Annotated in this window: 23 protein-coding genes; 13 read left to right on the plus strand and 10 right to left on the minus strand. The window is 61.7% G+C overall.

The features are described 5' to 3' along the window. The first annotated feature begins 144 nt into the window (after positions 1 to 144). The gene (locus UCMB321_RS11725) at positions 145 to 1,347 is read left to right on the plus strand and encodes an MFS transporter (protein WP_040066731.1); all 1,203 of its coding nucleotides are present in this window, start codon (positions 145 to 147) and stop codon (positions 1,345 to 1,347) included. Positions 1,348 to 1,409: 62 nt separating this feature from the next. After that, positions 1,410 to 2,006, plus strand: a complete 597-nt coding sequence (locus UCMB321_RS11730; RefSeq protein WP_040066732.1) for an NUDIX domain-containing protein — start codon at positions 1,410 to 1,412, stop codon at positions 2,004 to 2,006. A 7-nt stretch (positions 2,007 to 2,013) separates the two neighbouring features. On the opposite strand, the gene nadE is transcribed toward UCMB321_RS11730, so the two are convergent. The 3 genes from nadE to UCMB321_RS11745 are packed head-to-tail and all read right to left on the minus strand — an operon-like array spanning position 2,014 to position 4,729. Continuing rightward, positions 2,014 to 2,841 (minus strand): ammonia-dependent NAD(+) synthetase, encoded by an 828-nt coding sequence (nadE, locus tag UCMB321_RS11735; protein WP_040066733.1) that lies wholly within the window; start codon positions 2,839 to 2,841, stop codon positions 2,014 to 2,016. A gap of 1 nt (position 2,842) precedes the next feature. Continuing rightward, entirely contained in the window at positions 2,843 to 4,072 is a 1,230-nt protein-coding gene (pncB, locus tag UCMB321_RS11740) for a nicotinate phosphoribosyltransferase (protein WP_040066734.1), read from the minus strand. Between the two features lie 3 nt (positions 4,073 to 4,075). After that, positions 4,076 to 4,729, minus strand: coding sequence for an isochorismatase family protein (locus UCMB321_RS11745; RefSeq protein ID WP_040066736.1), 654 nt, complete (start codon positions 4,727 to 4,729; stop codon positions 4,076 to 4,078). A 168-nt stretch (positions 4,730 to 4,897) separates the two neighbouring features. Between UCMB321_RS11745 and UCMB321_RS11750 the strand changes: the two genes are divergently transcribed. From UCMB321_RS11750 to UCMB321_RS11765, 4 genes are all read left to right on the plus strand, one after another. After that, entirely contained in the window at positions 4,898 to 5,443 is a 546-nt protein-coding gene (locus UCMB321_RS11750; protein ID WP_040066737.1) for an adenylyltransferase/cytidyltransferase family protein, read from the plus strand. A 1-nt stretch (position 5,444) separates the two neighbouring features. Then, positions 5,445 to 6,161, plus strand: coding sequence for an NUDIX hydrolase (locus UCMB321_RS11755; protein ID WP_040066738.1), 717 nt, complete (start codon positions 5,445 to 5,447; stop codon positions 6,159 to 6,161). A gap of 8 nt (positions 6,162 to 6,169) precedes the next feature. After that, positions 6,170 to 6,685: an NUDIX hydrolase gene (locus tag UCMB321_RS11760; protein WP_040066740.1), complete on the plus strand. Its 516-nt coding sequence runs from the start codon at positions 6,170 to 6,172 to the stop codon at positions 6,683 to 6,685. Positions 6,686 to 6,851: 166 nt separating this feature from the next. Further along, positions 6,852 to 7,427 (plus strand): hypothetical protein, encoded by a 576-nt coding sequence (locus UCMB321_RS11765; RefSeq protein WP_040066743.1) that lies wholly within the window; start codon positions 6,852 to 6,854, stop codon positions 7,425 to 7,427. 74 nt (positions 7,428 to 7,501) lie between these two features. On the opposite strand, the gene hemB is transcribed toward UCMB321_RS11765, so the two are convergent. After that, a complete protein-coding gene (hemB, locus tag UCMB321_RS11770; RefSeq protein WP_040066745.1) occupies positions 7,502 to 8,476 on the minus strand; it encodes a porphobilinogen synthase in 975 nt (324 codons plus the stop codon). A gap of 682 nt (positions 8,477 to 9,158) precedes the next feature. Between hemB and UCMB321_RS11775 the strand changes: the two genes are divergently transcribed. After that, positions 9,159 to 9,470, plus strand: a complete 312-nt coding sequence (locus UCMB321_RS11775) for a hypothetical protein (RefSeq protein WP_040066747.1) — start codon at positions 9,159 to 9,161, stop codon at positions 9,468 to 9,470. Between the two features lie 82 nt (positions 9,471 to 9,552). Here the strand turns inward: UCMB321_RS11775 and UCMB321_RS11780 are convergent, their stop codons facing one another. The 4 genes from UCMB321_RS11780 to UCMB321_RS11795 all read right to left on the minus strand — a co-directional run bounded on the left by UCMB321_RS11780 (position 9,553) and on the right by UCMB321_RS11795 (position 13,314). After that, positions 9,553 to 10,143, minus strand: a complete 591-nt coding sequence (locus UCMB321_RS11780) for a hypothetical protein (protein ID WP_040066749.1) — start codon at positions 10,141 to 10,143, stop codon at positions 9,553 to 9,555. Positions 10,144 to 10,244: 101 nt separating this feature from the next. After that, entirely contained in the window at positions 10,245 to 11,267 is a 1,023-nt protein-coding gene (gene rtcA / locus UCMB321_RS11785; protein WP_040066751.1) for an RNA 3'-terminal phosphate cyclase, read from the minus strand. 9 nt (positions 11,268 to 11,276) lie between these two features. Next, entirely contained in the window at positions 11,277 to 12,065 is a 789-nt protein-coding gene (locus UCMB321_RS11790) for a nucleotidyltransferase domain-containing protein (RefSeq protein ID WP_040066755.1), read from the minus strand. Between the two features lie 22 nt (positions 12,066 to 12,087). Next, the gene (locus UCMB321_RS11795; RefSeq protein WP_040066757.1) at positions 12,088 to 13,314 is read right to left on the minus strand and encodes an RtcB family protein; all 1,227 of its coding nucleotides are present in this window, start codon (positions 13,312 to 13,314) and stop codon (positions 12,088 to 12,090) included. A gap of 167 nt (positions 13,315 to 13,481) precedes the next feature. Here UCMB321_RS11795 and UCMB321_RS11800 point away from each other — a divergent pair, with 167 nt between their 5' ends. The 5 genes from UCMB321_RS11800 to UCMB321_RS11820 all read left to right on the plus strand — a co-directional run bounded on the left by UCMB321_RS11800 (position 13,482) and on the right by UCMB321_RS11820 (position 19,008). Further along, positions 13,482 to 14,237 carry a YkgJ family cysteine cluster protein gene (locus UCMB321_RS11800; RefSeq protein ID WP_040066805.1) on the plus strand — a complete coding sequence of 252 codons (756 nt, stop codon included), beginning with the start codon at positions 13,482 to 13,484 and terminating at the stop codon, positions 14,235 to 14,237. 187 nt (positions 14,238 to 14,424) lie between these two features. Then, a complete protein-coding gene (locus UCMB321_RS11805; RefSeq protein WP_040066760.1) occupies positions 14,425 to 14,865 on the plus strand; it encodes a CBS domain-containing protein in 441 nt (146 codons plus the stop codon). A gap of 321 nt (positions 14,866 to 15,186) precedes the next feature. Beyond that, the gene (gene arnT, locus UCMB321_RS11810) at positions 15,187 to 16,878 is read left to right on the plus strand and encodes a lipid IV(A) 4-amino-4-deoxy-L-arabinosyltransferase (protein WP_052451149.1); all 1,692 of its coding nucleotides are present in this window, start codon (positions 15,187 to 15,189) and stop codon (positions 16,876 to 16,878) included. Positions 16,879 to 16,889: 11 nt separating this feature from the next. Beyond that, the gene (locus tag UCMB321_RS11815) at positions 16,890 to 18,431 is read left to right on the plus strand and encodes an ArnT family glycosyltransferase (protein ID WP_040066763.1); all 1,542 of its coding nucleotides are present in this window, start codon (positions 16,890 to 16,892) and stop codon (positions 18,429 to 18,431) included. 52 nt (positions 18,432 to 18,483) lie between these two features. Further along, on the plus strand, positions 18,484 to 19,008 hold the full coding sequence (locus UCMB321_RS11820) for a DUF2867 domain-containing protein (protein ID WP_040066765.1): 525 nt from the start codon (positions 18,484 to 18,486) through the stop codon (positions 19,006 to 19,008). A gap of 39 nt (positions 19,009 to 19,047) precedes the next feature. Here UCMB321_RS11820 and UCMB321_RS11825 read toward each other — a convergent pair whose 3' ends face one another. Continuing rightward, positions 19,048 to 20,403, minus strand: coding sequence for an MATE family efflux transporter (locus tag UCMB321_RS11825; protein ID WP_040066766.1), 1,356 nt, complete (start codon positions 20,401 to 20,403; stop codon positions 19,048 to 19,050). A gap of 87 nt (positions 20,404 to 20,490) precedes the next feature. Continuing rightward, the gene (locus UCMB321_RS11830) at positions 20,491 to 21,525 is read right to left on the minus strand and encodes a hypothetical protein (protein ID WP_157015923.1); all 1,035 of its coding nucleotides are present in this window, start codon (positions 21,523 to 21,525) and stop codon (positions 20,491 to 20,493) included. Positions 21,526 to 21,768: 243 nt separating this feature from the next. On the opposite strand from UCMB321_RS11830, the gene UCMB321_RS11835 reads away from it, so the two are divergent. Next, a complete protein-coding gene (locus UCMB321_RS11835) occupies positions 21,769 to 22,557 on the plus strand; it encodes a glycosyltransferase (protein ID WP_157015925.1) in 789 nt (262 codons plus the stop codon). Positions 22,558 to 22,600: the final 43 nt, after the last annotated feature.

A 22,600-nucleotide genomic window follows, 5' to 3' on the forward strand; every position in this document is an offset into this window, starting at 1 on the left:
TGATGACGGCCCTGGCGGCGAGGCAGGCGAAACAGAGGGCTCGGGACAATCAACACGGCTGATATCGACTATGCCTGTGATCGTCTTACTCCGGCGCCCGCCAGTCTCTAGACTCGCTTTCCACCTGTTCCAGAGCCTTCGCCGATGAATACCCAGACTCACGCCGCCCCCGTCATGACCCGTGCCCTGGTGATGCTCTTCGCTTTCTGCTGCGGCGCCATCGTGGCCAACATCTACTACGCCCAGCCGATCATCGAACTCATCGCCCCGGACCTCGGTATCTCCGCCCACAGCGCCAGCCTGATCGTGTCCCTGACCCAGATCGGCTACGCCCTGGGCCTGTTTTTCCTGGTGCCGCTGGGCGACCTGCTGGAAAACCGCAAACTGATGCTCGGCACCGCGATGATCGCGGTGATCAGCCTGGTGGCCGCCGGCCTGGCCCGGCAGCCCGGGGTGTTCCTGGTGGTGTCGCTGCTGATCGGCTTCAGCTCGGTCTCGGTACAGATCCTGATCCCCCTGGCCGCCCACCTGGCCCCTGAAGAATCCCGCGGACGCGTGGTGGGCGGGATCATGGGCGGCCTGCTGCTGGGCATCCTGCTGGCACGGCCACTGTCCAGCGTGGTCGCCGATCACTTCGGCTGGCGCACGGTGTTTATCGCCGCCGCCGTGCTGATGCTGTTCATCATGCTGGTGATCCTCACCACCATGCCCAAGCGCCAGCCCAGCCACAGCGCCAGCTATGGGCAACTGCTGGGGTCGCTGGGGAAACTGTTCCGCGACCAACCGGTGCTGCGTCAACGCGCCTGGTACCAGGGCCTGATGTTCGCCACCTTCAGCCTGTTCTGGACCGCCGTGCCCCTGGAGCTGTCGCGGGTCCACGGCCTGTCGCAGTCCGAGATCGCCCTGTTCGCCCTGGTCGGTGCGATGGGCGCCCTCGCCGCGCCGCTGGCCGGTCGACTGGCGGATGCCGGGCATACCCACCGGGCGTCCTGGCTGGCGATGTTGCTGGCGACCCTGAGCTTTGCCCCGGCATTGATCCATCCGGCCTACAGTGTGATCGGCCTGGCGGTGACCGGCGTGCTGCTGGACTTCGCGGTGCAGATGAACATGGTGCTCGGACAGCGCTCGGTCTACGCCCTCGACGCCGCCAGCCGCGGTCGCCTCAACGCCCTGTACATGACCAGCATCTTCATCGGCGGCGCCAGCGGCTCGGCCCTGGCCAGCATGCTGTATGAACAAGGCGGCTGGCTGGCGATCATGGCGCTGGGCAGCGCGATGCCGCTGGTGGCGCTGTTGAGTTTCCTGACCGTAGCCAATCGCCAGAAGCGTCAGATGGCGCTGGCATAATCCCGACAAAGACAACGTTCCCCTTGTATGATCTGCGCTTTGCACACCACAGGGCGTGGATCATGACCGCAACGAAAGACCGGGTTCGCATCGTCGACAGCACCGTCCTCTCAGACGACTGGTACCTGCTGAAGAAAACCACCTTCGACTTCCTGCGCAGTGACGGCACCTGGCAGCGGCAAAGCCGCGAGACCTATGACCGTGGCAATGGCGCGACCATCCTGCTGTTCAACCGCGAAAAACAGACCGTGGTGCTGACCCGGCAATTCCGCTTCCCGGTGTTCGTCAACGGCCATGACGGCATGCTGGTGGAAGCTGCCGCCGGCCTGCTGGAGAACGCCTCGCCCGAGGACCGCATCCGCGCCGAAGCCGAGGAGGAAACCGGCTACCGCGTGCAGAACGTGCAGAAGATCTTCGAGGCCTACATGAGCCCGGGCTCGGTGACCGAGAAACTGCATTTCTTCCTCGGCGAATACGATGGCGACAGCAAAGTCAGCCACGGTGGCGGCCTGGAAGCCGAGGGCGAGGACCTGGAGGTGCTGGAGCTGTCCCTGGACGACGCGCTGCACGCCGTGCGACGCGGGGAAATCGTCGATGCCAAGACCATCATGCTGTTGCAGTACGTGGCCTTGAACAAGACCCTCGACACCCCGCGCTGATCCCGGCTCACACTGGCGCGTAGGGCAAGGCCCGCTTGTGCGCGGTCCTGGCGTAGGCCGCCTCGATGATTGCGCGGGCCTGCGCCGACACCGGCTGCCCCATCAGGTAGGCATCGATCTCGGCATAGCTGCAGCCATAGGCGACCTCGTCCGGCTTGCCGGGCAGCAGCTCCTCCAGATCGGCCGTCGGCGCCTTGTACACCAGTTGCTCCGGCGCCCCCAGCGCCGAAGCCAGCCGACGCACCTGGCCCTTGGTCAAGCCGGACAAGGGCGCCAGGTCGCAGGCACCGTCGCCGAACTTGGTGAAGAAGCCCATCAACGCCTCGGCGGCGTGATCGGTGCCGACCACCAGCCCGTTGACGAAGTTGGCGAGCGCGTACTGGGTCATCATCCGGGCCCGGGCCTTGACGTTGCCTTTGACGAAATCCACCTGCACCGGCGTTGCTTCCAGGCCCTCGACGTCAAGACTGCCCATCAACCCCTCCACACAGGCCGAGATATTCGCGGTGCTGACCTGGTCCGGCCGGATAAACGCCAGGGACGCCTGGGCGTCGCTTTCGTCGGCCTGGGTCCGGTATGGCAGGCGCATTGCGATAAAGCGGGCCGTGCCACCCTCCTCCCGCAACTGCTCCACCGCCAACTGACACAGCCGACCGGCCGTCAGTGAGTCGACGCCGCCGCTGATCCCGAGCACCAGCGCCTCGCAACCGGAGCGTTTCAACACCGCCTTGATGAAATCGATGCGGCGGGCCAGTTCTGCCGTCTCGTCGCCCTGTGCCAGTTGCCGGTTCACCCCAAGCGCCGCGGCAATACGATCCTGATTCTCGGTCCCCATCTCACACCCCCAGTTGCTGGTTGATTTCAGTCACATTGAACACCTGCGCCGCATAACGCAGGAACGAAGGGTCTTCACAGACGTTCTTCACCGGGTCATCGGAAAACTTCACCACCGGTTCACCGTGGACCCGCACCAACTTCATCACGATGCTCAGCGGTTCGACCCCCTCGACATCGCAGGCCAGGCTGGTGCCCATGCCGAAGCCGAACCGGGCCTTGCCACGGACGTGACGCAGGATCGGCAGGCACGTCTCGAAGTTCAGGCCATCGGAGAACATCAGGTCCTTGGTCATCGGATCGATCCCCAGTTGCGCATAACGCGCCAGCACCTTGTCGGCCCAGGCAAGCGGGTCCCCCGAATCCTGGCGCAAGCCGTCGTAGAGCTTGGCGAAATACAGGTCGAAGTCCTTGAGGAAAAAATCGGTGCTGATGCAATCGGTCAGGGCGATCCCGAGACGGCCGCGGTATTCGCGCACCCAGTTTTCCAGCGCCGCATTCTGGCTTTCGCGCAGACGGCCGAGTTGCTGGTGCACCATCAGCCATTGGTGGGCCATGGTGCCGATCAGCGGCAGGTCGAACGCGTAGGCCAGGTGCGCATTGCTGGTGCCGACGAACACGCCGGGGAAATCACGCCGCATGATGTCCACCACCTCGCGCTGGGCGCGGAACGACAAGCGCCGGCGGGTCGAGAAGTCCGAGACCCGCAGGTCGGCCAGTTCGTCGCGGCTGAGGTTCTTCTCCAGCCATTCGAACTTCTGGTAGAGCTTGCGGCTGACGTCTTCCAGAGCCACTTCCGGGTATTTTTCGCGATTGCGCAACTCGCTGACCAGCGCCAGCACCGGCTGTTCGAACATGATGCAGTGCAGCATCGGGCCACGGACGCGGATGCTCAGTTGACCGTCGACTTCAGCGACCTGGATGTAGCGCAGATTGAAGCGGAACAACTCGAGGAATTGCTCGAAGTCCGGTGTCAGGTACTCGCGAAAACGCCGATTGAACAGGAAACGCAATTCGCCTTCGCGCATTTGCAGGTCGGCGAGTTTTTCAAGCTCCAGGCGCAGCTCGGGGATCAGGTGCGTGAGTTTTTCCCGGGAACGCACGATGAACTGATACTCCACCTCGACATTGGGGTACTGGTGCAGCACCGCCTGCATCATGGTGAAGGTGTAGTAATCGGTGTCCAGTAGTCCCTGGATGATGCCGCCTTCGCGGTTGAATGCACTTTCCATGACTTACTCCTTGTGGCCCGCCGCGCGGACCAGTTCTTCGCGACTGTCGACGACCTCGACACCTGCCTGTTGCAGGTCGTGGACCGCCTGCTGTGCGCCATCGGCACTGAGGGCGCGACAGGCCGGCAGGTAGACGATGACCTTGAACCCAGCCCCCGCCAGTTGCAGCGCAGTGGTCTTGACGCAGAAATCCAGGGCCAGGCCGCCGACGATCACCTGGCGGACTTGCCGGGCGTTCAGGTACTCGATCACACCGGTGGAAAGCTTGTGATGGAGGTCGTGGAAGCAGGCGCCGTAAGGGTGCAATGCCGGCTCCACGCCCTTCCAGACGAAGTAGTCGTAGTCTTGCGGCGCTGGCAGTTCGTCGAGCAGGGTGAAACCTTCGGTACCGGGTACGCAGTGGCTGACCCAGGTCAGGTCGGCGTGCTCGAGGCCAGTGGGCTTGAGCATCTCTTCGTGGGAGCCCACCACCCAAGGCGCCTGGGGACTGTGGGCGTCCTTGCTGCCGACGCGGATATCGGCCAGCGAGGCCATGAAGTTCAGCTCGGCACCGATCAGGTGGCCGCCCACCACCGGCAGTTCATCCGGGCAGAGCGGCGTGAAGCCCTTCTGGGCATCGACATCGAAGGCGGCGGTCTTGATCACTTGAGCGTTCATGGCGGGTTCTCCCTTTGCGATGAGACAAAGGTACACGTCATGTACTTTCAAAGCAAGCACGATATTTCTGATTTTAAGCAGTTCAAACCTTGATAGGATTTTTTCAAAAATAAGTCTCTTGATAGATAAGTACATGACGAGTACCTTAAAAACAAAGGAGACCCATCCATGTACGAACTCGCAATCTACGGCGGCGCCTTCAACCCCCCTCACGCCGGTCACGCCCGGGTTATGATCGAGGCGTCCCGTCACGCGCGCTCGGTGTGGGTGGTGCCGTCCTTCAGACACCCCCATGGCAAGCGCATGGCCGAGTACGAGCGGCGCCTGGGCTGGTTGCAATCGATCGTCGAACGGGTGCGTCCGGCCTGCTCGTCGACGATTTCGGTGTGCCGGATCGAGCAGCAACTGGCTCGGGACAACGAGACGCCGGTCTACAGTTATGAGCTGCTGTGTGCCCTGGCCGAGATGACCGGCCTGCCCACCCGACAGATCGCCCTGGTGGTCGGGCACGACGTCGCCGCGCAGTTGCCGGACTTTCATCTGGGCGCGCAACTGCTCGAACGTTTCTCGGTACTGTGCGTGGAAGAACAGGCTGGCGTACGCAGTACCTTGCTGCGCGAGCGATTGGCGCTGGGCGAAACATTACCCACCCACTGGATGGCACCCGGGATGGATCCGGTAGACTACGGCGTCTATGCCGCACACAGGAATTGATATGCCGGACCGTACCTCCACCGCGCCGAAGAAAAGCGACTACCTGCACACCGTCGACCTGTGCGTGCTCTTCTACTGTCGTGACGCCCAGTCCTTGCAAATCCTGCTGCACCAGCGCGAGGCCGATCCCTTCCAGGGCCATTGGGCCTTACCCGGCGTGGTGGTCAACGGCGCGGTGGCCGACCTGACGCTGGAAGACGCGGTGGAACGCTTGCGGGCCAGCGACAAGGTCGACCTGCCGCTGGCCTGGATCGAACAGGTGGGCACCGTGGGCGACGCCTTTCGCGACCCGCGCTGCTGGTCGTCCTCGACTTTCTACCTGGCCATCGTCAGTGAAGAGCCGAGCCTGAACGAGCAACAGGCCTGGTTCGATCTCGACAGTGTCGCCAACGGTTCGGTCAGGCTGCCCTTCGATCACAACGCCCTGGTGGCGGCGACACAGGAACGACTGTTTTCCAAATCGCTGTACAGCAGCCTGCCGCTGATGTTTCTCGGCCCCGAGTTCAGTGCCCCGGAAGCCACCGCGATCTTTTCCCGGGTGCTGGCGCGGCCGGTGCTCAAGACCAGCACCCGGCAACGCTTGCTGAAGATGACCGACGCCGGTTACCTGCGTGAAACCGGGCGCAAGAAACAGGGTGACGGCGGTCGACCGCAAGCCACCCTGGAAAACCTGAAACCTGATGCACTCTATCTGTTCGACCGCTGCTTTCTGGAGTAACGCCACGTATGAAGCCCGACACCGCATCCCAATGCCTGCTGCACACGCCCTACTTCGATGTAGTCAAGGAGCGGGGTTATTTCATCGTCAAGGAACCCCAGGCCATCAATGGCGTGGTGGCGGTGCCCGTGCTGCCGGACGGACGCCTGATGCTGGCGGTGCTGCAACGCCGGGCCATTGGTGCCCAGTCGATCGAGTTCCCCCGTGGCGCCATCGACAGCGGTGAGACCGCCACCGATGCCGCCGCTCGCGAGCTTCTGGAGGAGACCGGCTGGCCGGCCCTGAAGGTCACGGAACTGGGTCTGCTGCACAGCAACACCTCACTGATCGCCAGCGCGGTTTCCGTCTGCCGGGTGGACATTGATGGCGAGGCCGTCGAGAGCACCGATGGCGAGGTCGACAAGGTGCTGTTCGTCAGCCTGGCACAACTCAAGGCGATGATTGCCGCAGGCAAGATTACTGACGGGCATACCTTGTCGGCGGCGATGATGCTGATCGCCCATGCAGAGGTTGCGTCGTCGTAGGCCGACGCTCTCCACCCTCCACCTCCCGCCCCACCCGGCATTCCCCCATGCCGGGACCTCCATCATTACCGTCGATGGTCACCATCGACCCAATGAAGTTCTCTTAAAAATCCAGGCGCGTAACCTTTGCTCCATACCCAACGCATAACACCCGGAGCACACCACCATGAAACGCCAACTCTTCCTCGGCCTTGCTTTCTCGGTACTGGCAGTCAACGTTTTCGCTGCATCCTCGGCTCAACCTGTCGTCGCCCACACTCAACAAGCTGTCGCTGAAGGCGGTTCTGATCGCCTGATCGATCGCCGTGTGGCTGAAGGTGGCTCCGATCGCCTGATTGATCGTCGTGTAGCCGAAGGTGGCTCTGATCGTCTGATCGATCGCCGTGTCGCCGAAGGTGGTTCTGATCGTCTGATCGATCGCCGTGTGGCTGAAGGTGGCTCCGATCGCCTGATCGATCGTCGTGTAGCCGAAGGTGGCTCCGATCGTCTGCTCGATCGCCGTGTGGCTGAAGGTGGTTCCGATCGCCTGATGGATCGTCGTGTAGCTGAAGGTGGTTCCGATCGCCTGATGGATCGCCGCGTAGCCGAAGGTGGTTCCGATCGCTTGATGGATCGCCGTGTAGCCGAAGGTGGCTCCGATCGTCTGATCGACCGCCGCGTAGCTGAAGGTGGTTCCGACCGTCTGATCGATCGCCGCGTAGCCGAAGGTGGCTCCGACCGTTTGATCCAGAATCGTGCATGAGTCGCTTTACTGCAGCATCCAACCAAAAGCCCGGCCTTATCAGCCGGGCTTTTTTTGTCCGCATCGGTGACGCGTCAGATCCCGTCGCGAGCAATGTCCATCGCGAAGTAACTGAGGATGATGTCCGCCCCGGCGCGCTTGATCGCCCCCAGGCTTTCGCGAACGACACGGTGCTCGTCGATGGCCCCGGCCAGGGCGCCGAACTTGATCATCGCGTACTCGCCACTGACCTGATACGCCGCCAGCGGCAAGCGTGACGCTTCGCGGATATCGCGGATGATGTCCAGGTAGGCACCGGCCGGCTTGACCATCAGCGCATCGGCCCCTTCCTGCTCGTCCAGCAACGATTCACGCACCGCTTCGCGCCGGTTCATCGGGTTCATCTGGTAAGCCTTGCGATCACCCTTGAGCGCCGTGCCGCCGGCCTCGCGGAACGGCCCGTAGAGCGCCGAGGCGAACTTGGTCGAATAGGCCATGATCGAGGTGTCGAGAAAACCGGCGGCATCCAGGGCGCTGCGAATGGCCTGGACCTGCCCGTCCATGGCCGCGGACGGCGAGATGAAGTCCGCCCCCGCCTGTGCCGCCACCACCGCCTGGCGCCCGAGGTTTTCCAGGGTGGCGTCGTTGTCGACGGCATCGCCATGCAGCACACCACAGTGACCATGGGAGGTGTACTCGCAGAAACAGGTGTCGGACATCACCACCATTTCCGGTGCCGTGTCCTTGCAGATCCGCGCCATGCGCGCGACCAGGCCCTGCTCGTTCCAGGTGTCGCTACCCGTGGCGTCCAGGTGATGGGACACGCCGAAGGTCATCACCGACTTGATCCCGGCCCGGGCGTAACGCTCGATCTCGCTCGCCAGTTTCTTTTCCGGAATCCGCATCACCCCGGGCATGCTGGTGATGGGCACGAAGTCATCGATGCCCTCCTCCACGAAGATCGGCAATACCAGGTCGTTGAGACTGAACTCGGTTTCCTGGAACAAGCCGCGCAGGCTTTCATTTCGGCGCAGGCGACGCAGGCGCGTCGTCGGAAATAGCTGTGACATCGTGTTTCCCGAGGCGGATTCAGAAGCTGCCGAGCTTAGGCCAGTCTCGCGCCGATTTACACCGACAGATCAAGAAAGGTCTGTTACGAAGGCTGCAACAGTGCCGCACTCGGCGAATTCGCCGGTTGTACCCGGCAACCCGCTGAAAACAAGACTTACCGGTCATATTTCGTCCATTCGGCCCTTTCCCAATGTTGTAAGAAATCACGAATTTGCAAGATGTAGTGCTTAAAAATATTCACTACAAAATGATTGACGCCTGCTTTCAGCGCTTGCATGATGGGCCCGTCTCCCCGATCGGGAGCGTTGCAAAAGCTGTTGCTACAACAGGCTCGACAAGCCGTCGAGCTGTTCCGGATCTGTACTGCCCACAAGGCAGATTGATGAAGCTGACCTGGCGTGATCGTCCCAACGGGCGATGAGCACTGGCCTAACGTCCTCAAAATGCTTGTGGCTGACTTCGTTACTGTCGTCGGCGCCGTTCAAGGATCGCGCTGCTGCTTGTTCTCGTTGAAACGTTGTGTGTAGCAGGCTTTCACCTCCGCTACACGAATCACGCCCAGGGCCGGCGCCACACTCGACGGACACCACTGTCCGCGTGCGGCTCCACAGCGATTCGCCGTCTTGGCATCGATACACGCGTAAACCAGACAGATTAACGAGTGGTCAAAGGGGCTTTAACATGAATCTGAACAATCAACCGACTATCGATCAACTGGCTCGACTGTTCGCATCGCGCAAGGACAGCCACGACGACCATATCCTCTGGATCAGCGAAACCGGCGATGTAAAACTCGACGGTCGCTCGCCCTACACCGACGAGCGCGCCTTCAGCCAGGCCAAGCCCGAGCTGTTCGCCTGCATCAAGATGTACCGCCGGGGTCAGGGCTACGTCGGCAAGAAAGCGGCGGCGGACAACGACTTCATGGGTCGCGTGCTGCAAACCCTGAAGTCGGAATGGGCCTCCCACCACGCTCTGCCGAAGAGCGCTTGACGACTGCTACGGCCGAGTTTTGTAGCAAAGCTGACAGGACTCAGTCATTGAACGGGAAGCTGTGCTTCCCGTTCCTTCCCTCTTACACCTTCTTCCTCGCCACCTGAGTCCGTTTTTTTCGACTGGCCGACTTCACCGCGGCTTCCCTTCCCGGCCATAGCGAGACGCCTAGCGCAATAAGAATCACTGCGCCCAGACCACACACCGCTATCATCACAAAATTCGCGTTCCACTCCCCCCTCGCGACAGCTTCGCTTCTCCACGCCATCCATGGATGGTCTGGCGACACCCTCAGCCCTTCGGCTGCCGCCTTATCGCAGAATCGTTTCGCGAGCGCGTTCTGCTCACTATCGCTGATCACAGGATCAGGGTGACGGCCATACCTCGGCGTATCTGGCGGCGTCCAGGTTTCCTGGTGGTGACGAGCGAAGTCGTCCCCGTAGCTGAACGCGGCCGAAACTTCCCACCACGAGTCCTGTTTGCTGTAGCGCATGTTCATCGAACATTGATCGACTCGAGCCGCAACCGATGGCCAGTCGCGTGCTTGCCAAAGCGTGGCGGCATCGTAAAGCGCCATGCCAGCGCAAACGAGGAAGACTATCCCGAACACCATGAGGACAATCGAACGAATACCGGAGAAAAAGCTTATGGCCGAAGTAAAAAGTCTCTGCATGATTTCCTTGAGAGGTGGCGATTTATTTAGCATCCGGAATAGACAAGGGTATCGGACACGCATGAAAAATAAATCTATCCCCTTTTAGCGGCCCCTTCGAATCATGCGCGACACTCGATGCTCAACACACCGTCTGCCGCTGTCGTACAGGCAATCCTGAGCGGCAGAAAACACTCGATCACCCGAATATTGCTTTGCAGATGCTCGGTCATGCCGGGCGTGGTGAAACTCCCGCCACCGGCCAGCGCCATGGGCAGCAACAACTGATCGGCCAGGTGCTCGCCCACCGCGGCGCTACTGTTCAACCAGCGCCTGGCGGCCTCGACCGCTTCATCAGCCACGGCCTCGGCCCGCAAGCGGGCTTGTCCGAACGCACAGAACACCTCGGTCATCTGCTCACAGCGGTATTCCAGCAACACCGCGTTGCCAGGACCTTCAGCCGGATCGATCAGCAGCGTACGGCGCGACTCGCCCGGGAAATCCAAACGACTGCCGACCCTGGCCAACTCGCGCTCGGCCACAGACTCGGCAACCCCGCTGAGCAATACGCAGGCTTCACGCGCAAGCACAGCTCCCCGCTCGCCCAGGTGCAAAGGCTTCAACAGCGAAGGCTGGATAAAGGCCTCCAATTCACCGCCCCCCGCCGGCACAAAACCATGACGCGAGAGCTGCAACTCGACCTTCGCGCCCATCCGCCGCAACAGCGGCAACCAGGCACGTTCGAGAAACTCGAACGGCGGCGCCAACGGGTTATGGGTTCCGCCGGTAATCACCACACGGCTCGGCACTGGCGCCTGCAACAAGGCAGGCAAAACGGTTTGCAGCACCAAGGTGCAGCTCCCGGCCGAACCGATAACGAAGCGAAAATCCCCACCACGAATCGGCCCCGGCTCGAAATACAGGCTTTGCGAACCGAGTTGCGCGCCCTCCACCGTCGCCCCACAGACCTCGGCGGACGCCAGCACCGCCGCCAGGTGCTGGCGCATCAAGCCGGGACGACTGCGCTTCGCCCGAATATTGCCGATCCGCAGCGCCCGCCCTGTCACCATCGACAGGCTCAGCCCGCTGCGCAACACCTGGCCGCCGCCCATGGCGCCATCCAGTTCGATCACTTCCCTTTCCATATCCTTCCTTTACACATAGGTGCGAACCATCTCCCTCAGGTAGCGGTCCAGGCGCTGGCTGTCTTCAGTGGTACGCGGAAATACCGGTACCGGGCGTTCCAATTGTGTTTCGATGAACCCGTGCAGCGCCGGACGCCGAGGGCCGTAGGCCGATTCATCGGCACTGCGCTTGAGCCTCAGCAACTCATCGACCTCCTCCAGCAGCCGCGGGTCGTCGACGGTCTTGAGCAAGGCGTCGAACGTCATGGGCGGACGCCCCAGCCCCATATCGATCCAGCGCACCGCCAACAAGGGTCGCAGCACGTAGAAATATTTCTTGAAACGCACCGTCTCGCCCTGCAGGTAGCCGCGAAAGTTCTTCCTGGCCATCGACAAGTAGTGATTGCGCGCGGCCGGCGGGCTATAGAACGCCTCTGCCAGTTCACGCAATTGCCGGGTCGCGACTTCTTCGCTGCGGTACACCAGGGGCGAGTCGAGCCACTCGAGCAAGGTCGGGTTGGACTTGCGCAATAACCCGAGGGTCTTGCGCAGTTCCCAGCCGCTGATATCCAACTCGTCGTCCAAGGGCCGTTCGATCACATCCCGCGCTTCGCTGACCTGGATGAACCAGTCCGGCTTTTCCACGTAGACAAACCGTACGTCGTAATCACTGTCCGTCGACGAAAAGCCCCAGGCACGGCTACCGGACTCACAGGCATACAACACCTTGACGTTGCGCTCGCGCTCTATCCGCGCAAGCTCCTCCAGCACCCGGGCGCGCATGGCGTTATCCAGCGGGTGACGCTCTGTATGTTCCATCTTTATGTCCTTTCAATCCGTTCTATCCCTTTACACACACCACCTGCCGCAAGGTGTGCAGCACTTCCACCAACTCGCGCTGGGCGTGCATGACCTGGTCGATGTCCTTGTAGGCCATCGGAATTTCGTCGATCACCGCCGCATCCTTGCGGCACTCCACATGGGCCGTTGCGCGGACCTGGTCCTCGACGGTGAACAGTTGCTTGGCCCGGGTGCGGCTCATGGTCCGACCGGCGCCATGGCTGCAGGAGCAAAACGACTCCTCGTTGCCCAGCCCGCGAACGATGAAGCTCTTGGCTCCCATGGAACCGGGGATGATGCCCAGTTCGCCCTTCTTCGCCGACACTGCGCCCTTGCGGGTCACCAGGACCTCTTCGCCGAAGTGCCGCTCCTTCTGCACATAGTTGTGATGGCAGTTCACCGCTTCCAGCGCCGCGTCAAACGGCTTGCCGATCACCTGGCGCGCGGCGGCGATCACCGCCTGCATCATCAGCGCACGATTCTGCCGGGCGAAGTCCTGAGCCCAGCCGACCGCTTCGACGTAATCGTCAAAATGCCGGCTGCCCTCTTCGAAGTACGCCAGGTCCCGATCCGGCAAGTTGGCAATGTGCCCACGCATATCGGCCCGGGCCAACTCGATGAACAGGTTGCCGATGGCGTTGCCAACACCACGTGAGCCGCTGTGCAGCATGAACCAGACGCGATTCGCCTCATCCAGGCAGACTTCGATGAAGTGGTTGCCTGAACCCAGGGTCCCCAGGTGGTTGCGGTTGTTGGTCTTCGCCAGCTTGGGGTACTTGTCGGTGATTGCCTTAAAACGCGACCCCAGCACCGACCACGCCAGATCGGTCGAGGTCGGGATATGATCCCAGGCGCCCTTGTCCCGCCCGCCGCGAGTACTGTTGCGCCCGTGGGGCACCGCCCGTTCGATGGCCGTGCGCAAACCGTGCAGGTTGTCCGGCAGATCGCTGGCAGTCAGCGATGTGCAGGCGGCAATCATGCCGCAACCGATATCCACGCCGACTGCCGCCGGAATGATTGCGCCCAACGTGGGAATCACGCTGCCGATGGTCGAGCCCTTGCCCAGGTGCACGTCCGGCATAACCGCCATGTGCTTGAAGATGAACGGCATCTTCGCCGTGTTCATCAGCTGCTGGCGAGCCTCGGGCTCGACCGGAACACCCTGGGTCCAGAGTTTGATCGGCTTGCCGTTGGCGACTTCGAGCAGGGTGTAAGTCTGTGCTTGCATACGCGGTTCGGCCTGGACTGGAAGCAACTGAATACCAATAACTGAGTTTATTTTTTCAACCTTGTAACAAAAAAGCTACTCACCCTCTCCACAGCTCAAACTCCGTGAAATCACGGGGACCGGTGCTCGTGCTCCGGTTCAAAAAAGCTGGCTGAGGTGGCAAGTTGATCAATACACGATTTTCCTGCGTGGGCTGCGGCAAATGCTGCAACGACCACCATGTTCCGCTGACACTGGCCGAGTCCCGGCAGTGGGCGGCAGACGGCGGTACCGTGATCATCCTGGTGGAGGCTTTCCTGGAAAACGGCCATGGCGTTCCGGCCTTGCAGTTCGAACATGCCCGGCGGCGTTCGACCAAGGTGCCCAGCGGCACGACCCATGCCTGGCTGGCGGTAACGTTCGCCGCCTATAACAAGGGCCCCTGCCGCAACCTCGACGCCGATAACCGCTGCGCCATCTATGAGCGGCGGCCGTTGGTATGCCGCATCTATCCGGCGGAAATCAACCCGCACATCCCATTGCGCCCCGGCATGAAGGATTGTCCGCCCGAATCCTGGGAACAGGGAACGCCCCTGATCGTTGGAGGCCAGCTGGTCGACAGCGAGCTGGCAACGCTGATCGAGCGCTCACGCCAGGCCGATCGGGACGATATCCAGCAGAAAGCGGCGATCTGCACGCGGCTGGGCATCCGCACGACCGCCCTCAAAGGCGACGGTTTTGCCACCTATCTGCCCGACATGCAAGGCTTTATTGCCGCGGCCAATGAGGTCTGCGACAGCCCACAGGCAGCCCCGGACAACACACCCTGGGGGTTTCAACTGGCGAATCCGTCGACCGCGCGGATCCTCCTTGAACACGGCGCCGCACTGAGCCAGCCAGACGACGAGCGCTACGCGTTCATCCCACTGCAAATCCAGGATTAAGGCTGCCGAACCCGCCATCCGCCACCGTACTCCGGCCAAAAACGCCAAGATGGCGTTTTTTCAATCTCTAAATGCCGCTTTCTGTATTGCCCTCGCGGTATCCGTCTACGATTCTGTAAGAACGGTCACGATGGAATGTGACCCCCCGCCCAACAAAAACAGCAAGAACAGCCAGAGAGAGCCGTCCATGAAAACCGTCGCAGAGCTGTTGAAACTCAAGGGTAGCCAGCATCAGGGCGTGCATACGATCGCCCATGACCATACGGTGTTCGAAGCCCTGATCCTGATGGCTTCGAAAAATGTCGGCGCCCTTCCGGTAGTCGACAACGGCCAGGTAGTAGGCATCATCAGCGAACGTGATTACGCCCGCAAAGTGATCCTGCACGGACTCAGTTCGGTCACCACCAAGGTCCACGAGATCATGAATGCCCCGGTCATCACCGTGGATTCACGCCAGAACGTGCAAACCTGCATGAACATCATGACCGACAAGCATCTGCGCCATCTTCCGGTGGTCGACGACGGGCAACTGATCGGCTTGCTGTCCATCGGTGACCTGGTGAAGGAGGCCATTGCCGAACAGGCCGACCTGATCCGGCAACTGGAACAGTATATTCGCGGTGAGTAAGACCGGCCCCCGGGGGCATGAACAGGATCACGGCAGGCGCGAGCCCACTCGCGCCTGCCGCGTCGATTACCGCCGGAGAATTATGTCAAAATGTTTATGAAGCCCAGGTAATACGGGGCTTTCGGCGATATTTCCGATTTTTTCACAACGCTTTCACTTGACTCCCACCTGCGCGTCTCTACATTCCCCCTCCGTCCGCGCCCAGCCTTGTCCACCCTTTACAGTTTTAAACATCGACAGCCTGGATCGGACCATCAAGTACATGCATTGTGCGTGATCCGCTCAAACCCTAGCCGCGGCGCTCACCGCTAAGGTCGACCCATGAACCCTCACGTCTTTCCCCTCTCCGCCGAAACGCTCAGGCGCTGGTCCGTACCGGTACTGCTGCTGGGCTTCGCGGTGTTCTACCTGCTGCCTCTGATGAGCCACGGCCTGTGGATTCCCGACGAACCCCGCTACGCCCAGATCAGCCAGGAGATGCTGCTGAGCGGCAACTGGACCTCTCCGCACTTCATGGGCCTGCGCTACTTCGAAAAACCCATTGCCGGCTACTGGATGATCGCCATCGGCCAGGCAATATTTGGTGACAACCTTTTCGGGGTGCGTGTGGCGTCGGCTTTCTCCACCGGCCTCAGCGTGCTGCTGACCTACCTGATCGCCCGACGCCTGTGGAACGACCCGCGCAAGAGCTTCGCCTCGGCCTTGCTGTTCATGAGCTTCGGCTTGATCGCCGGGCAAGCCGGCTACGCCAACCTCGACCCGCAATTCACCCTGTGGTCGAACCTGAGTCTCTTCGCCTTCTGGTTCGCGGTCGACAGCACCGAGCGACGCCATCGCCTGTACGCCTGGGCCGGGCTGGGCCTGGCCTGCGGCATGGGCTTCCTGACCAAGGGTTTCCTCGCCTTGCTGCTGCCGGTACTGATCGCCCTGCCCTACATGCTCTGGCAGCGTCGCCTGGGTGAACTGTTGCGCTATGGCCCGCTGGCGGTAGTCGTGGCGGTCATCGTCGCGCTGCCCTGGGTGTTGGCGGTCAACGCCCAGGAGCCCGACTACTGGAATTTCTTCTTCTGGCATGAACACATCCAGCGCTTTGCTGGTGATAACGCCCAGCATGCCCGGCCCTGGTGGTTCTACCTGCCGCTGCTGGTGGTGTCCTGCCTGCCGTGGTCGGTGCTGCTGGTCCCGACCTTCAAGCAGGCCTGGCAGGAAAAGCGCCAGGCCGGCACCGGCTTCCTGTGGCTGTGGTTCCTGTTGCCCCTGGCCTTCTTCAGCCTGAGCCGAGGCAAGCTGCCGACCTACATCATGCCGTGCCTGTTGCCACTGGCGCTGATGATGGGCAATGCGTTGATCGATCGCGTGGCCCGTGCCGAAGGCCGGCTGCTGCGGATCAATGGCTGGCTCAACCTGGTCCTGGGCGTGGTCGCCCTGGTCGCGCTGATCTACCTGCAAACCAGCCGTTCGATCTACAGCAACAGCCATGCGGAAGTCTTCAATCTCTCGCTGGTGTTCATCATGCTGATGGGTTGGATCATTGCCAACGCCCTGCAAGCGTTGCGCCCGCTGACCCTCTGGGCCATGCCGGCGCTGGGGATCGGCTTGCTGGTGGCGCTGCTGCCGGCGGGCATGCCGGCCAGCATCATCAACGAGAGGATGCCGGATCAATTTATTGCAGAACATGTCGATGAATTGCGCCAGACCAACCGCCTGCTCAGCAACGAACTGGGCGCCGCCTCCGCGCTCTCCTGGCGCCTGCAACGTCCGCGGGTGGATTTGTTCAACACAGCGGGTGAATTGAAGTACGGTCTCGACTATCCTGATGCCGCCGAGCGGCAGGTCAACTCCGCCAGCATCGAACAATGGATGACCGAGGCCCGTAAACAGGGCTCGGTCGGTGTAGTCCTGCGCGTCAAGAGCGTGGACGAAATGCGTGAAGTCGAGCAGCTTCCACTGGACGGCAAGCGTTATCAGAAGGGTAATACCATCATCATGATCTTCCCGCAGACCCAACCATGAATCCCCACCCCATGAATCAAAGTTTCTGGAAAACCGACAAAGGCGCACTGACGCTTCTGCTTATCGTAACCGCCCTCCTGCTGCTGGTTGGCCTGGGCCAACGGGAGTTGTGGGGCGCGGAAACGCGCTGGGCCAACATCGCCCTGCAGATGTTGCAGTCGGGCAACTACTTCGACCCCTACCTCAGGGGGTCTCCCTACTACGACAAACCACTGCCCTCCTACTGGCTGATCACCGCCAGCGCCGGCCTGATGGGTGGCCTGGGCCACTGGTCGCTGCGACTGTCGTCGGTGATTGCCGCCTGGCTGACGGTCTGGCTGGTCTACCTGATCGGCGAGCGCCTGTGGCGCAAGGGCACTGGCCTGATCGCCGGCTGGATGCTGGCCACCACCTTCTATTTCGTGTTCTGGGCACGGGTGGCGACAGCCGACATCCTCACGGTGTTTGGCGTGGTCGCGGCCATCTGGTGGTACTGGCGTGGGCCGGATGACACCCGACTGGGCCGCTACACGGTGTTTTTCCTGATCCTGTCCCTGACTTCGCTGCTCAAGGGGCTGATCGGTTTCATCCTGCCGGGACTGATCCTGCTGCCGCACGTACTGGCTGACGGGCGCTGGAAACGTCACCTCAACCCCCGCCTGTTCGTCGCCCTGGCGATTGCCGGCGCGCTGTATGCCACCCCCTTCGCGCTGTCGCATTTCTACGGTTCGCCGACCTATGGCGAGAGCGGCCTGGCGCTGGTGTTCAAGGAAAACGTTGTCCGTTTCTTCAACCCCTTCGACCATATGGGGCCGATCTACACCTACCTGATCTACCTGCCGGCCTACACCCTGCCCTGGGCTCCGTGCTGGATCCTCGGCCTGTGGGTCGCCATACGCCAATGGAAAACGATCGAGCCCAATACCCGCTGGCTGGTCTGGGCACTGGGGCTGTTGTTCCTGTTCTTCACCCTCAGTGGCAGTCGGCGCAGCTACTATGTGCTGCCCCTGGTGCCGTTCGCCCAATTGCTGGCGGCCTGGTGGGTCACCCGGCGCCTCGAAGAGAAGCGCGCTGCCGGCAAGGTCGCGGGACCGGGCTGGGCCAAGGGCTTCGGTGCGACGGCGGTGTTTCTGCTGCTGGTGATCGGCGTGCTCTATCCATGGACCAACGGCGGCGGCGGCGTGATCAAGTTCGCCGACGACGTGCGTGCCAAGGCCAGTCAGCAAATGCCTTGGGATGAATGGAAAATGGTCATGATCGAGGTGGACAACAAAGTGCCGATGTACATGAACAACCAGGGCACGCCGTTCTACTACGTCAACAACTCCCAGGACTACCCACGTACCGGCGATAGCGCTGCGTTCATGGCCTGGCTGGAGAAGACCAGTGGCCAGCGCTGGGACCCGGCACGCACGCTGATCGTCACCAGCTACAGCAAGCACGACGAGGTGCCGTTGAGCTACTTCTCGGCCGACCATGACGTGGTCACCACCGAGCTCACCAATGGGGCGCGGATCGCCAAGAAGAAAGAGAGTGGCAGCGTGGCCTACATCCCCAAGGCCAAGGGCCTTTAGCCGATGAACAAGGGCACCGGAAGGTGCCCTTTTTTTCTTTCAAGGAGACGCGATGAACCCCCGCATACGGACATGCCCTCTTCCCATCGACTCGGCCATTCATCAATACCTGCCGGGCGCGAGTTTCATCGATAGCCAATGCGTGGAGGTCGACAACACCGAGCGCACCGCCCTGCGGCATGCCTTGAACCTGATGTCGATGACACCGGCCTGGATCGATAACCTGATGGTATTGCGCAATCGCCTGGTCCAGCTATTCGGGCTCAAGGACCTTGGGCACCTGACCCGGGTCGACCTGTCCAGGGACGATGCGTCCTACGGCGAAAATGACCGGGTGGGCATCTTCACCCTGATCGCCAATCGACCCGATGAAGTGGTGCTCGCCGACAAGGACAAGCACCTGGACGTCTACCTGACACTCAATCGCTCAGCAGCGACGCCGGAAGGCACACGCACGCTCACCCTGTCAACGGTGGTGCGCACACACAATCTCCTGGGCAAGCTCTACATGCTTCCCGTAGGGCCTTTTCACCGGATGATCGTGCCGATCACCCTGAGAAACATCTCCCGTCTCTGAGTGAGTAGCCGGCTGCCGGCCTTGGGCGCCATCGTCCGGTCAAATCAACCGTTCGATCCGCTTATAGCGCCACACGCCCCGGTAATAGGTGGTCTGCATCCCCAACATGCACAGGTAAGCCACCGGAAAAGCCATCCATACCCCTTCCAGGCCGAAACGCGCATCGAGCAGATAAGCCACCGGCAACTCCACCCCGACGATGCAGAACACCGAGATGAGCACCGGTGCCAGCACCGTGCCGCTGGCCCGCATGATGCCGCCTATCGCCGCCTGGAAACCGAAGACCAGGATGCTCCAGAGCATGATGTGCAACAGGTGCTCGGCCTGGGCCCGGGTGGTCGGGTCGGTGATGAACAGGCCCAGCAACCAGTGGGACAACCCATACCCCAGGACGATCAGTGCGCCGGTCAGGCAGGTGTTGATCATCAGGCCCGTGCGCAGGATCGGTCCCATGCGCTCCAGACGCCCCGCGCCAATGGCCTGGGCACCGAGAATCGACGCGGTAATCGCAATCGACAACGCCGGGAACTGTACGTAGTTGACGATCTGGGTCACCGCGCCATACGCCGCCGTCGCCTGGGAGCCGTGATGGTTGACCAGGGACAGGATCACCAGCTCGGACAGCGACAGCACCACCATCTGCAAGCCCGTGGGCAGACCGATTTTCAGGACTTTGCCCAGGATCTCCCAATCCAGTCGCATCGCCATCAGCAACGCCCGGTCCGGGGCCAGGACGCTGGCTTTACGAAGCAGGCGCAAGGCCAGGAAGATCATCGCCAACGCAGTACCCACCAGCCCGGCCACGGCCGCGCTGCGGATGCCCATCTGCGGCAATCCCAGCCAGCCGCGAATCAGCGCCGGGGTCAGGAACAAGCCGGTGCAGGTGGAGACCGCCAAAGCCAGCAGCGGCGACAGCGTATCGCTGATGCCACGCAGCAACTGGGTGAAGAGCACGAAGACCAGCAACAGCGGCATGATCAACATCATCACCTGGGCATAGCCGACCGCTTCGTCGAGCACGTCGGCGGGCGTGCCCAGGCCGATCAGGGCCGGGCGCGCAAACACGCTGCCCAGCACGGCCGCGACCAGGCCGATCAGGACACCCAGGGCCAGTGTCGTGCCGGCAACCGCCTTGACCGAGTCCGGCTCGCGGGCGCCCCAGGCTTGCCCGATCAACACCGAGGCCCCCGCCCCCAGCCCGATGATCAGGGCGATAAAGAAGAAGACGATGGGAAACATCCCCGACACCGACGCCAATGCCTGGGTGCCGAGCAGTTGGCCGATGTAGATGCTGTTGAGGGTGCCGGAGAACGACTGGAGGAAATTGGAAAGCACCATGGGTGCCAGAAAAACCAGATAGGTTTGCCAAAGCGGGCGCTGGGAGTTTTTTTGCATGAAGGGGTCGGATTCCGATGGATAGGCAGCTACGTGCCCGCCGACTCTACCTGATAGAGGAGCCCGTGTTGAGTCTCATCGCCTTGCTCAAAGACCCGGGGTCACCTTCTGCGCGGGTTCGGTCCCGCCCCGCTGCTCCATCGCTGTCGCGAGATGCCCTTCGATCTGTGCCGAAAGATAGTAGGTCGCGGCCATCACCCCGGTGTTCGGATCCGATACCAGCTTGAGCCACGCCTTGTCGAAGGCCTCCCCCAGGCTCTTGCGAAGTCGCACCCGGGTATCCGGTTGCTCATGCTCGTGGACGACGGCACGCAAACCCGCCACCCCCAGGGAGATCATCGCCCCGGCCACCCGCCCGACCGCCGTCGCGACCGCACCGGCCGCCCCGCGACTGGCGAACTCACCCTGGAGTTTCTCGCTGGTCTGTTTCGCGACCAAATTGATACCCGCGCTCGATGTGCCTTCACTCGCGCCCCCTGCCTTGTGAATACGGGCGTCCAAGGCCACATAGGCCGGCAACCGGGCCAACGGCGCAGCCCTCAGCGCTTGATAGAGCGACACGTTATGATCCGCGGGCGGGGCCAGGGAAATCGCCGGGATCTGGTTGATGTGCTGGTCGAACTGGTCCGCCGGCACACCATAACGCTGAGCGATCAACCCTAGCTGCTTACCCAACTGCTCAAGGTAAAACTGCGCCGCCTGATCCATGATGGCGTCGGGATCGGTCTCCAGCGCCACAGGGGCCAGTACCCGTGCTCGATACTGCTCCTGCAGATAGCTCGCCAGGCGCGTGGCTGACGCATCCTGCTCGCCCCGGTCATTGAGCTGGTACCAACCGACTTTGATCGACAACCACTCCTGGGTCCAATAATCGTCAAACCAGGGAATGAATTTTTCGTCGGTCTGCTGATAGATCCGCGTACGCCAATACTCCATGGCGCTGCGCGCCCAGGCGTCGGATTGCAAAGTGGCCTGCTCGGACGCCTGGATGAGATCGACATCGACTTGCTGCCAGACCGCCGAGGAAACCGAAGACGGTGCCGACGTTTCACGGGCGCGGTCAAGACCGGCGCATCCGGCCAACACCATCACCAAGGCAACGATCAGCACACGCGGGCTCAAGATTGCAACTCCCGAAAGCCGGGTCAAGCACACGCGTGCCGCCGGCATCCCCTGTCTTGAGTATAGGTCGCCACCCCGTCAGGCCCGGGCGCTTGCCGACCTTGACCGGGCAAACAACGGTAGCGACAGGTGTCAAAAATGTTACCCGCCGGAGAATCGCCTGAAACCCGCCCCCTTACAGAATGCGCCCACGCCTGAACATCCAGGCACTCACATCAGCCCATGAGCGAGGCTTTATCCATGATGGTGCGCACGCGTCCCCTTCAAGCGAACTTCAGCATCGTGCTGGTCAACTACAAGACCCCCGAACTGACCCGGACCTGCCTGGAGTTGCTGCAAACAGCCCTGCACGGAACCGATGCCCCGGTGTTCGTGGTCGATAACGATTCGAACGATGCCAGTCTCGACTACTTGCGCAGCCTGGACTGGATCAACCTGATCGAGCGCAAGGGCCACGCGCCGGAGGCCGGGAACGCCGCCCATGGCCGGGCCCTGGATCTTGCCTTGGCGGAAGTCGAAACCGAGTACCTGTTTCTGCTGCACACCGACACCTTTATCCATGACCCGGAGGTTTTCCGCCTGATGCTCCAGCGGTGCTCGGCGCCACGGGAAGTCGTGGCGGTCGGCTGCCTGGAACAGTTGAACCGAGGGGTTGTCCGTTCGACCTGGCGCCTGGCCTCGCGCTTTGTCCAGCATTACACCCGACGTGGCCTACGTGCCGTGGGCCTGAACGCCAGGACACCCAAACCGTTCCGGGAAAAGCATCTCAAGAGCTTTTGCGCGCTGTGGAATGCGCGACTGATCAAACAACACGGTCTGCACTTCCATATAAACGGCGGCAATCCCGGCTATGAGCTGCAGGATCGGATGACTGAACTGGGTTACGGGGTCGAGTGCATTGCGCCACGCCAGCTCTTTCGCTATCTGGACCATATCCAGAGCGGGACGGTGGCGGCCTTGGGCGGCTATGGCAGGAACCACCGCCGGGTCAAGATGTACAACCAACTGAGTCGGGGCCCCGTGCCCGCCTGACAGCCATGGGGAGATATAACCCGGCGTTTGAATCATCATTTCG

Source organism: Pseudomonas batumici, from assembly GCF_000820515.1.
GTDB lineage: Bacteria > Pseudomonadota > Gammaproteobacteria > Pseudomonadales > Pseudomonadaceae > Aquipseudomonas > Aquipseudomonas batumici.

Bases quoted from the DNA above. Each gene is read 5' to 3' on its own strand.
- UCMB321_RS11725 (WP_040066731.1), top strand. From the start codon at position 145: ATGAATACCCAGACTCACGCCGCCCCCGTCATGACCCGTGCCCTGGTG.
- UCMB321_RS11730 (WP_040066732.1), top strand. From the start codon at position 1,410: ATGACCGCAACGAAAGACCGGGTTCGCATCGTCGACAGCACCGTCCTC.
- nadE (WP_040066733.1), bottom strand. From the start codon at position 2,841: ATGGGGACCGAGAATCAGGATCGTATTGCCGCGGCGCTTGGGGTGAAC.
- pncB (WP_040066734.1), bottom strand. From the start codon at position 4,072: ATGGAAAGTGCATTCAACCGCGAAGGCGGCATCATCCAGGGACTACTG.
- UCMB321_RS11745 (WP_040066736.1), bottom strand. From the start codon at position 4,729: ATGAACGCTCAAGTGATCAAGACCGCCGCCTTCGATGTCGATGCCCAG.
- UCMB321_RS11750 (WP_040066737.1), top strand. From the start codon at position 4,898: ATGTACGAACTCGCAATCTACGGCGGCGCCTTCAACCCCCCTCACGCC.
- UCMB321_RS11755 (WP_040066738.1), top strand. From the start codon at position 5,445: ATGCCGGACCGTACCTCCACCGCGCCGAAGAAAAGCGACTACCTGCAC.
- UCMB321_RS11760 (WP_040066740.1), top strand. From the start codon at position 6,170: ATGAAGCCCGACACCGCATCCCAATGCCTGCTGCACACGCCCTACTTC.
- UCMB321_RS11765 (WP_040066743.1), top strand. From the start codon at position 6,852: ATGAAACGCCAACTCTTCCTCGGCCTTGCTTTCTCGGTACTGGCAGTC.
- hemB (WP_040066745.1), bottom strand. From the start codon at position 8,476: ATGTCACAGCTATTTCCGACGACGCGCCTGCGTCGCCTGCGCCGAAAT.
- UCMB321_RS11775 (WP_040066747.1), top strand. From the start codon at position 9,159: ATGAATCTGAACAATCAACCGACTATCGATCAACTGGCTCGACTGTTC.
- UCMB321_RS11780 (WP_040066749.1), bottom strand. From the start codon at position 10,143: ATGCAGAGACTTTTTACTTCGGCCATAAGCTTTTTCTCCGGTATTCGT.
- rtcA (WP_040066751.1), bottom strand. From the start codon at position 11,267: ATGGAAAGGGAAGTGATCGAACTGGATGGCGCCATGGGCGGCGGCCAG.
- UCMB321_RS11790 (WP_040066755.1), bottom strand. From the start codon at position 12,065: ATGGAACATACAGAGCGTCACCCGCTGGATAACGCCATGCGCGCCCGG.
- UCMB321_RS11795 (WP_040066757.1), bottom strand. From the start codon at position 13,314: ATGCAAGCACAGACTTACACCCTGCTCGAAGTCGCCAACGGCAAGCCG.
- UCMB321_RS11805 (WP_040066760.1), top strand. From the start codon at position 14,425: ATGAAAACCGTCGCAGAGCTGTTGAAACTCAAGGGTAGCCAGCATCAG.
- arnT (WP_052451149.1), top strand. From the start codon at position 15,187: ATGAACCCTCACGTCTTTCCCCTCTCCGCCGAAACGCTCAGGCGCTGG.
- UCMB321_RS11815 (WP_040066763.1), top strand. From the start codon at position 16,890: ATGAATCAAAGTTTCTGGAAAACCGACAAAGGCGCACTGACGCTTCTG.
- UCMB321_RS11820 (WP_040066765.1), top strand. From the start codon at position 18,484: ATGAACCCCCGCATACGGACATGCCCTCTTCCCATCGACTCGGCCATT.
- UCMB321_RS11825 (WP_040066766.1), bottom strand. From the start codon at position 20,403: ATGCAAAAAAACTCCCAGCGCCCGCTTTGGCAAACCTATCTGGTTTTT.
- UCMB321_RS11835 (WP_157015925.1), top strand. From the start codon at position 21,769: ATGGTGCGCACGCGTCCCCTTCAAGCGAACTTCAGCATCGTGCTGGTC.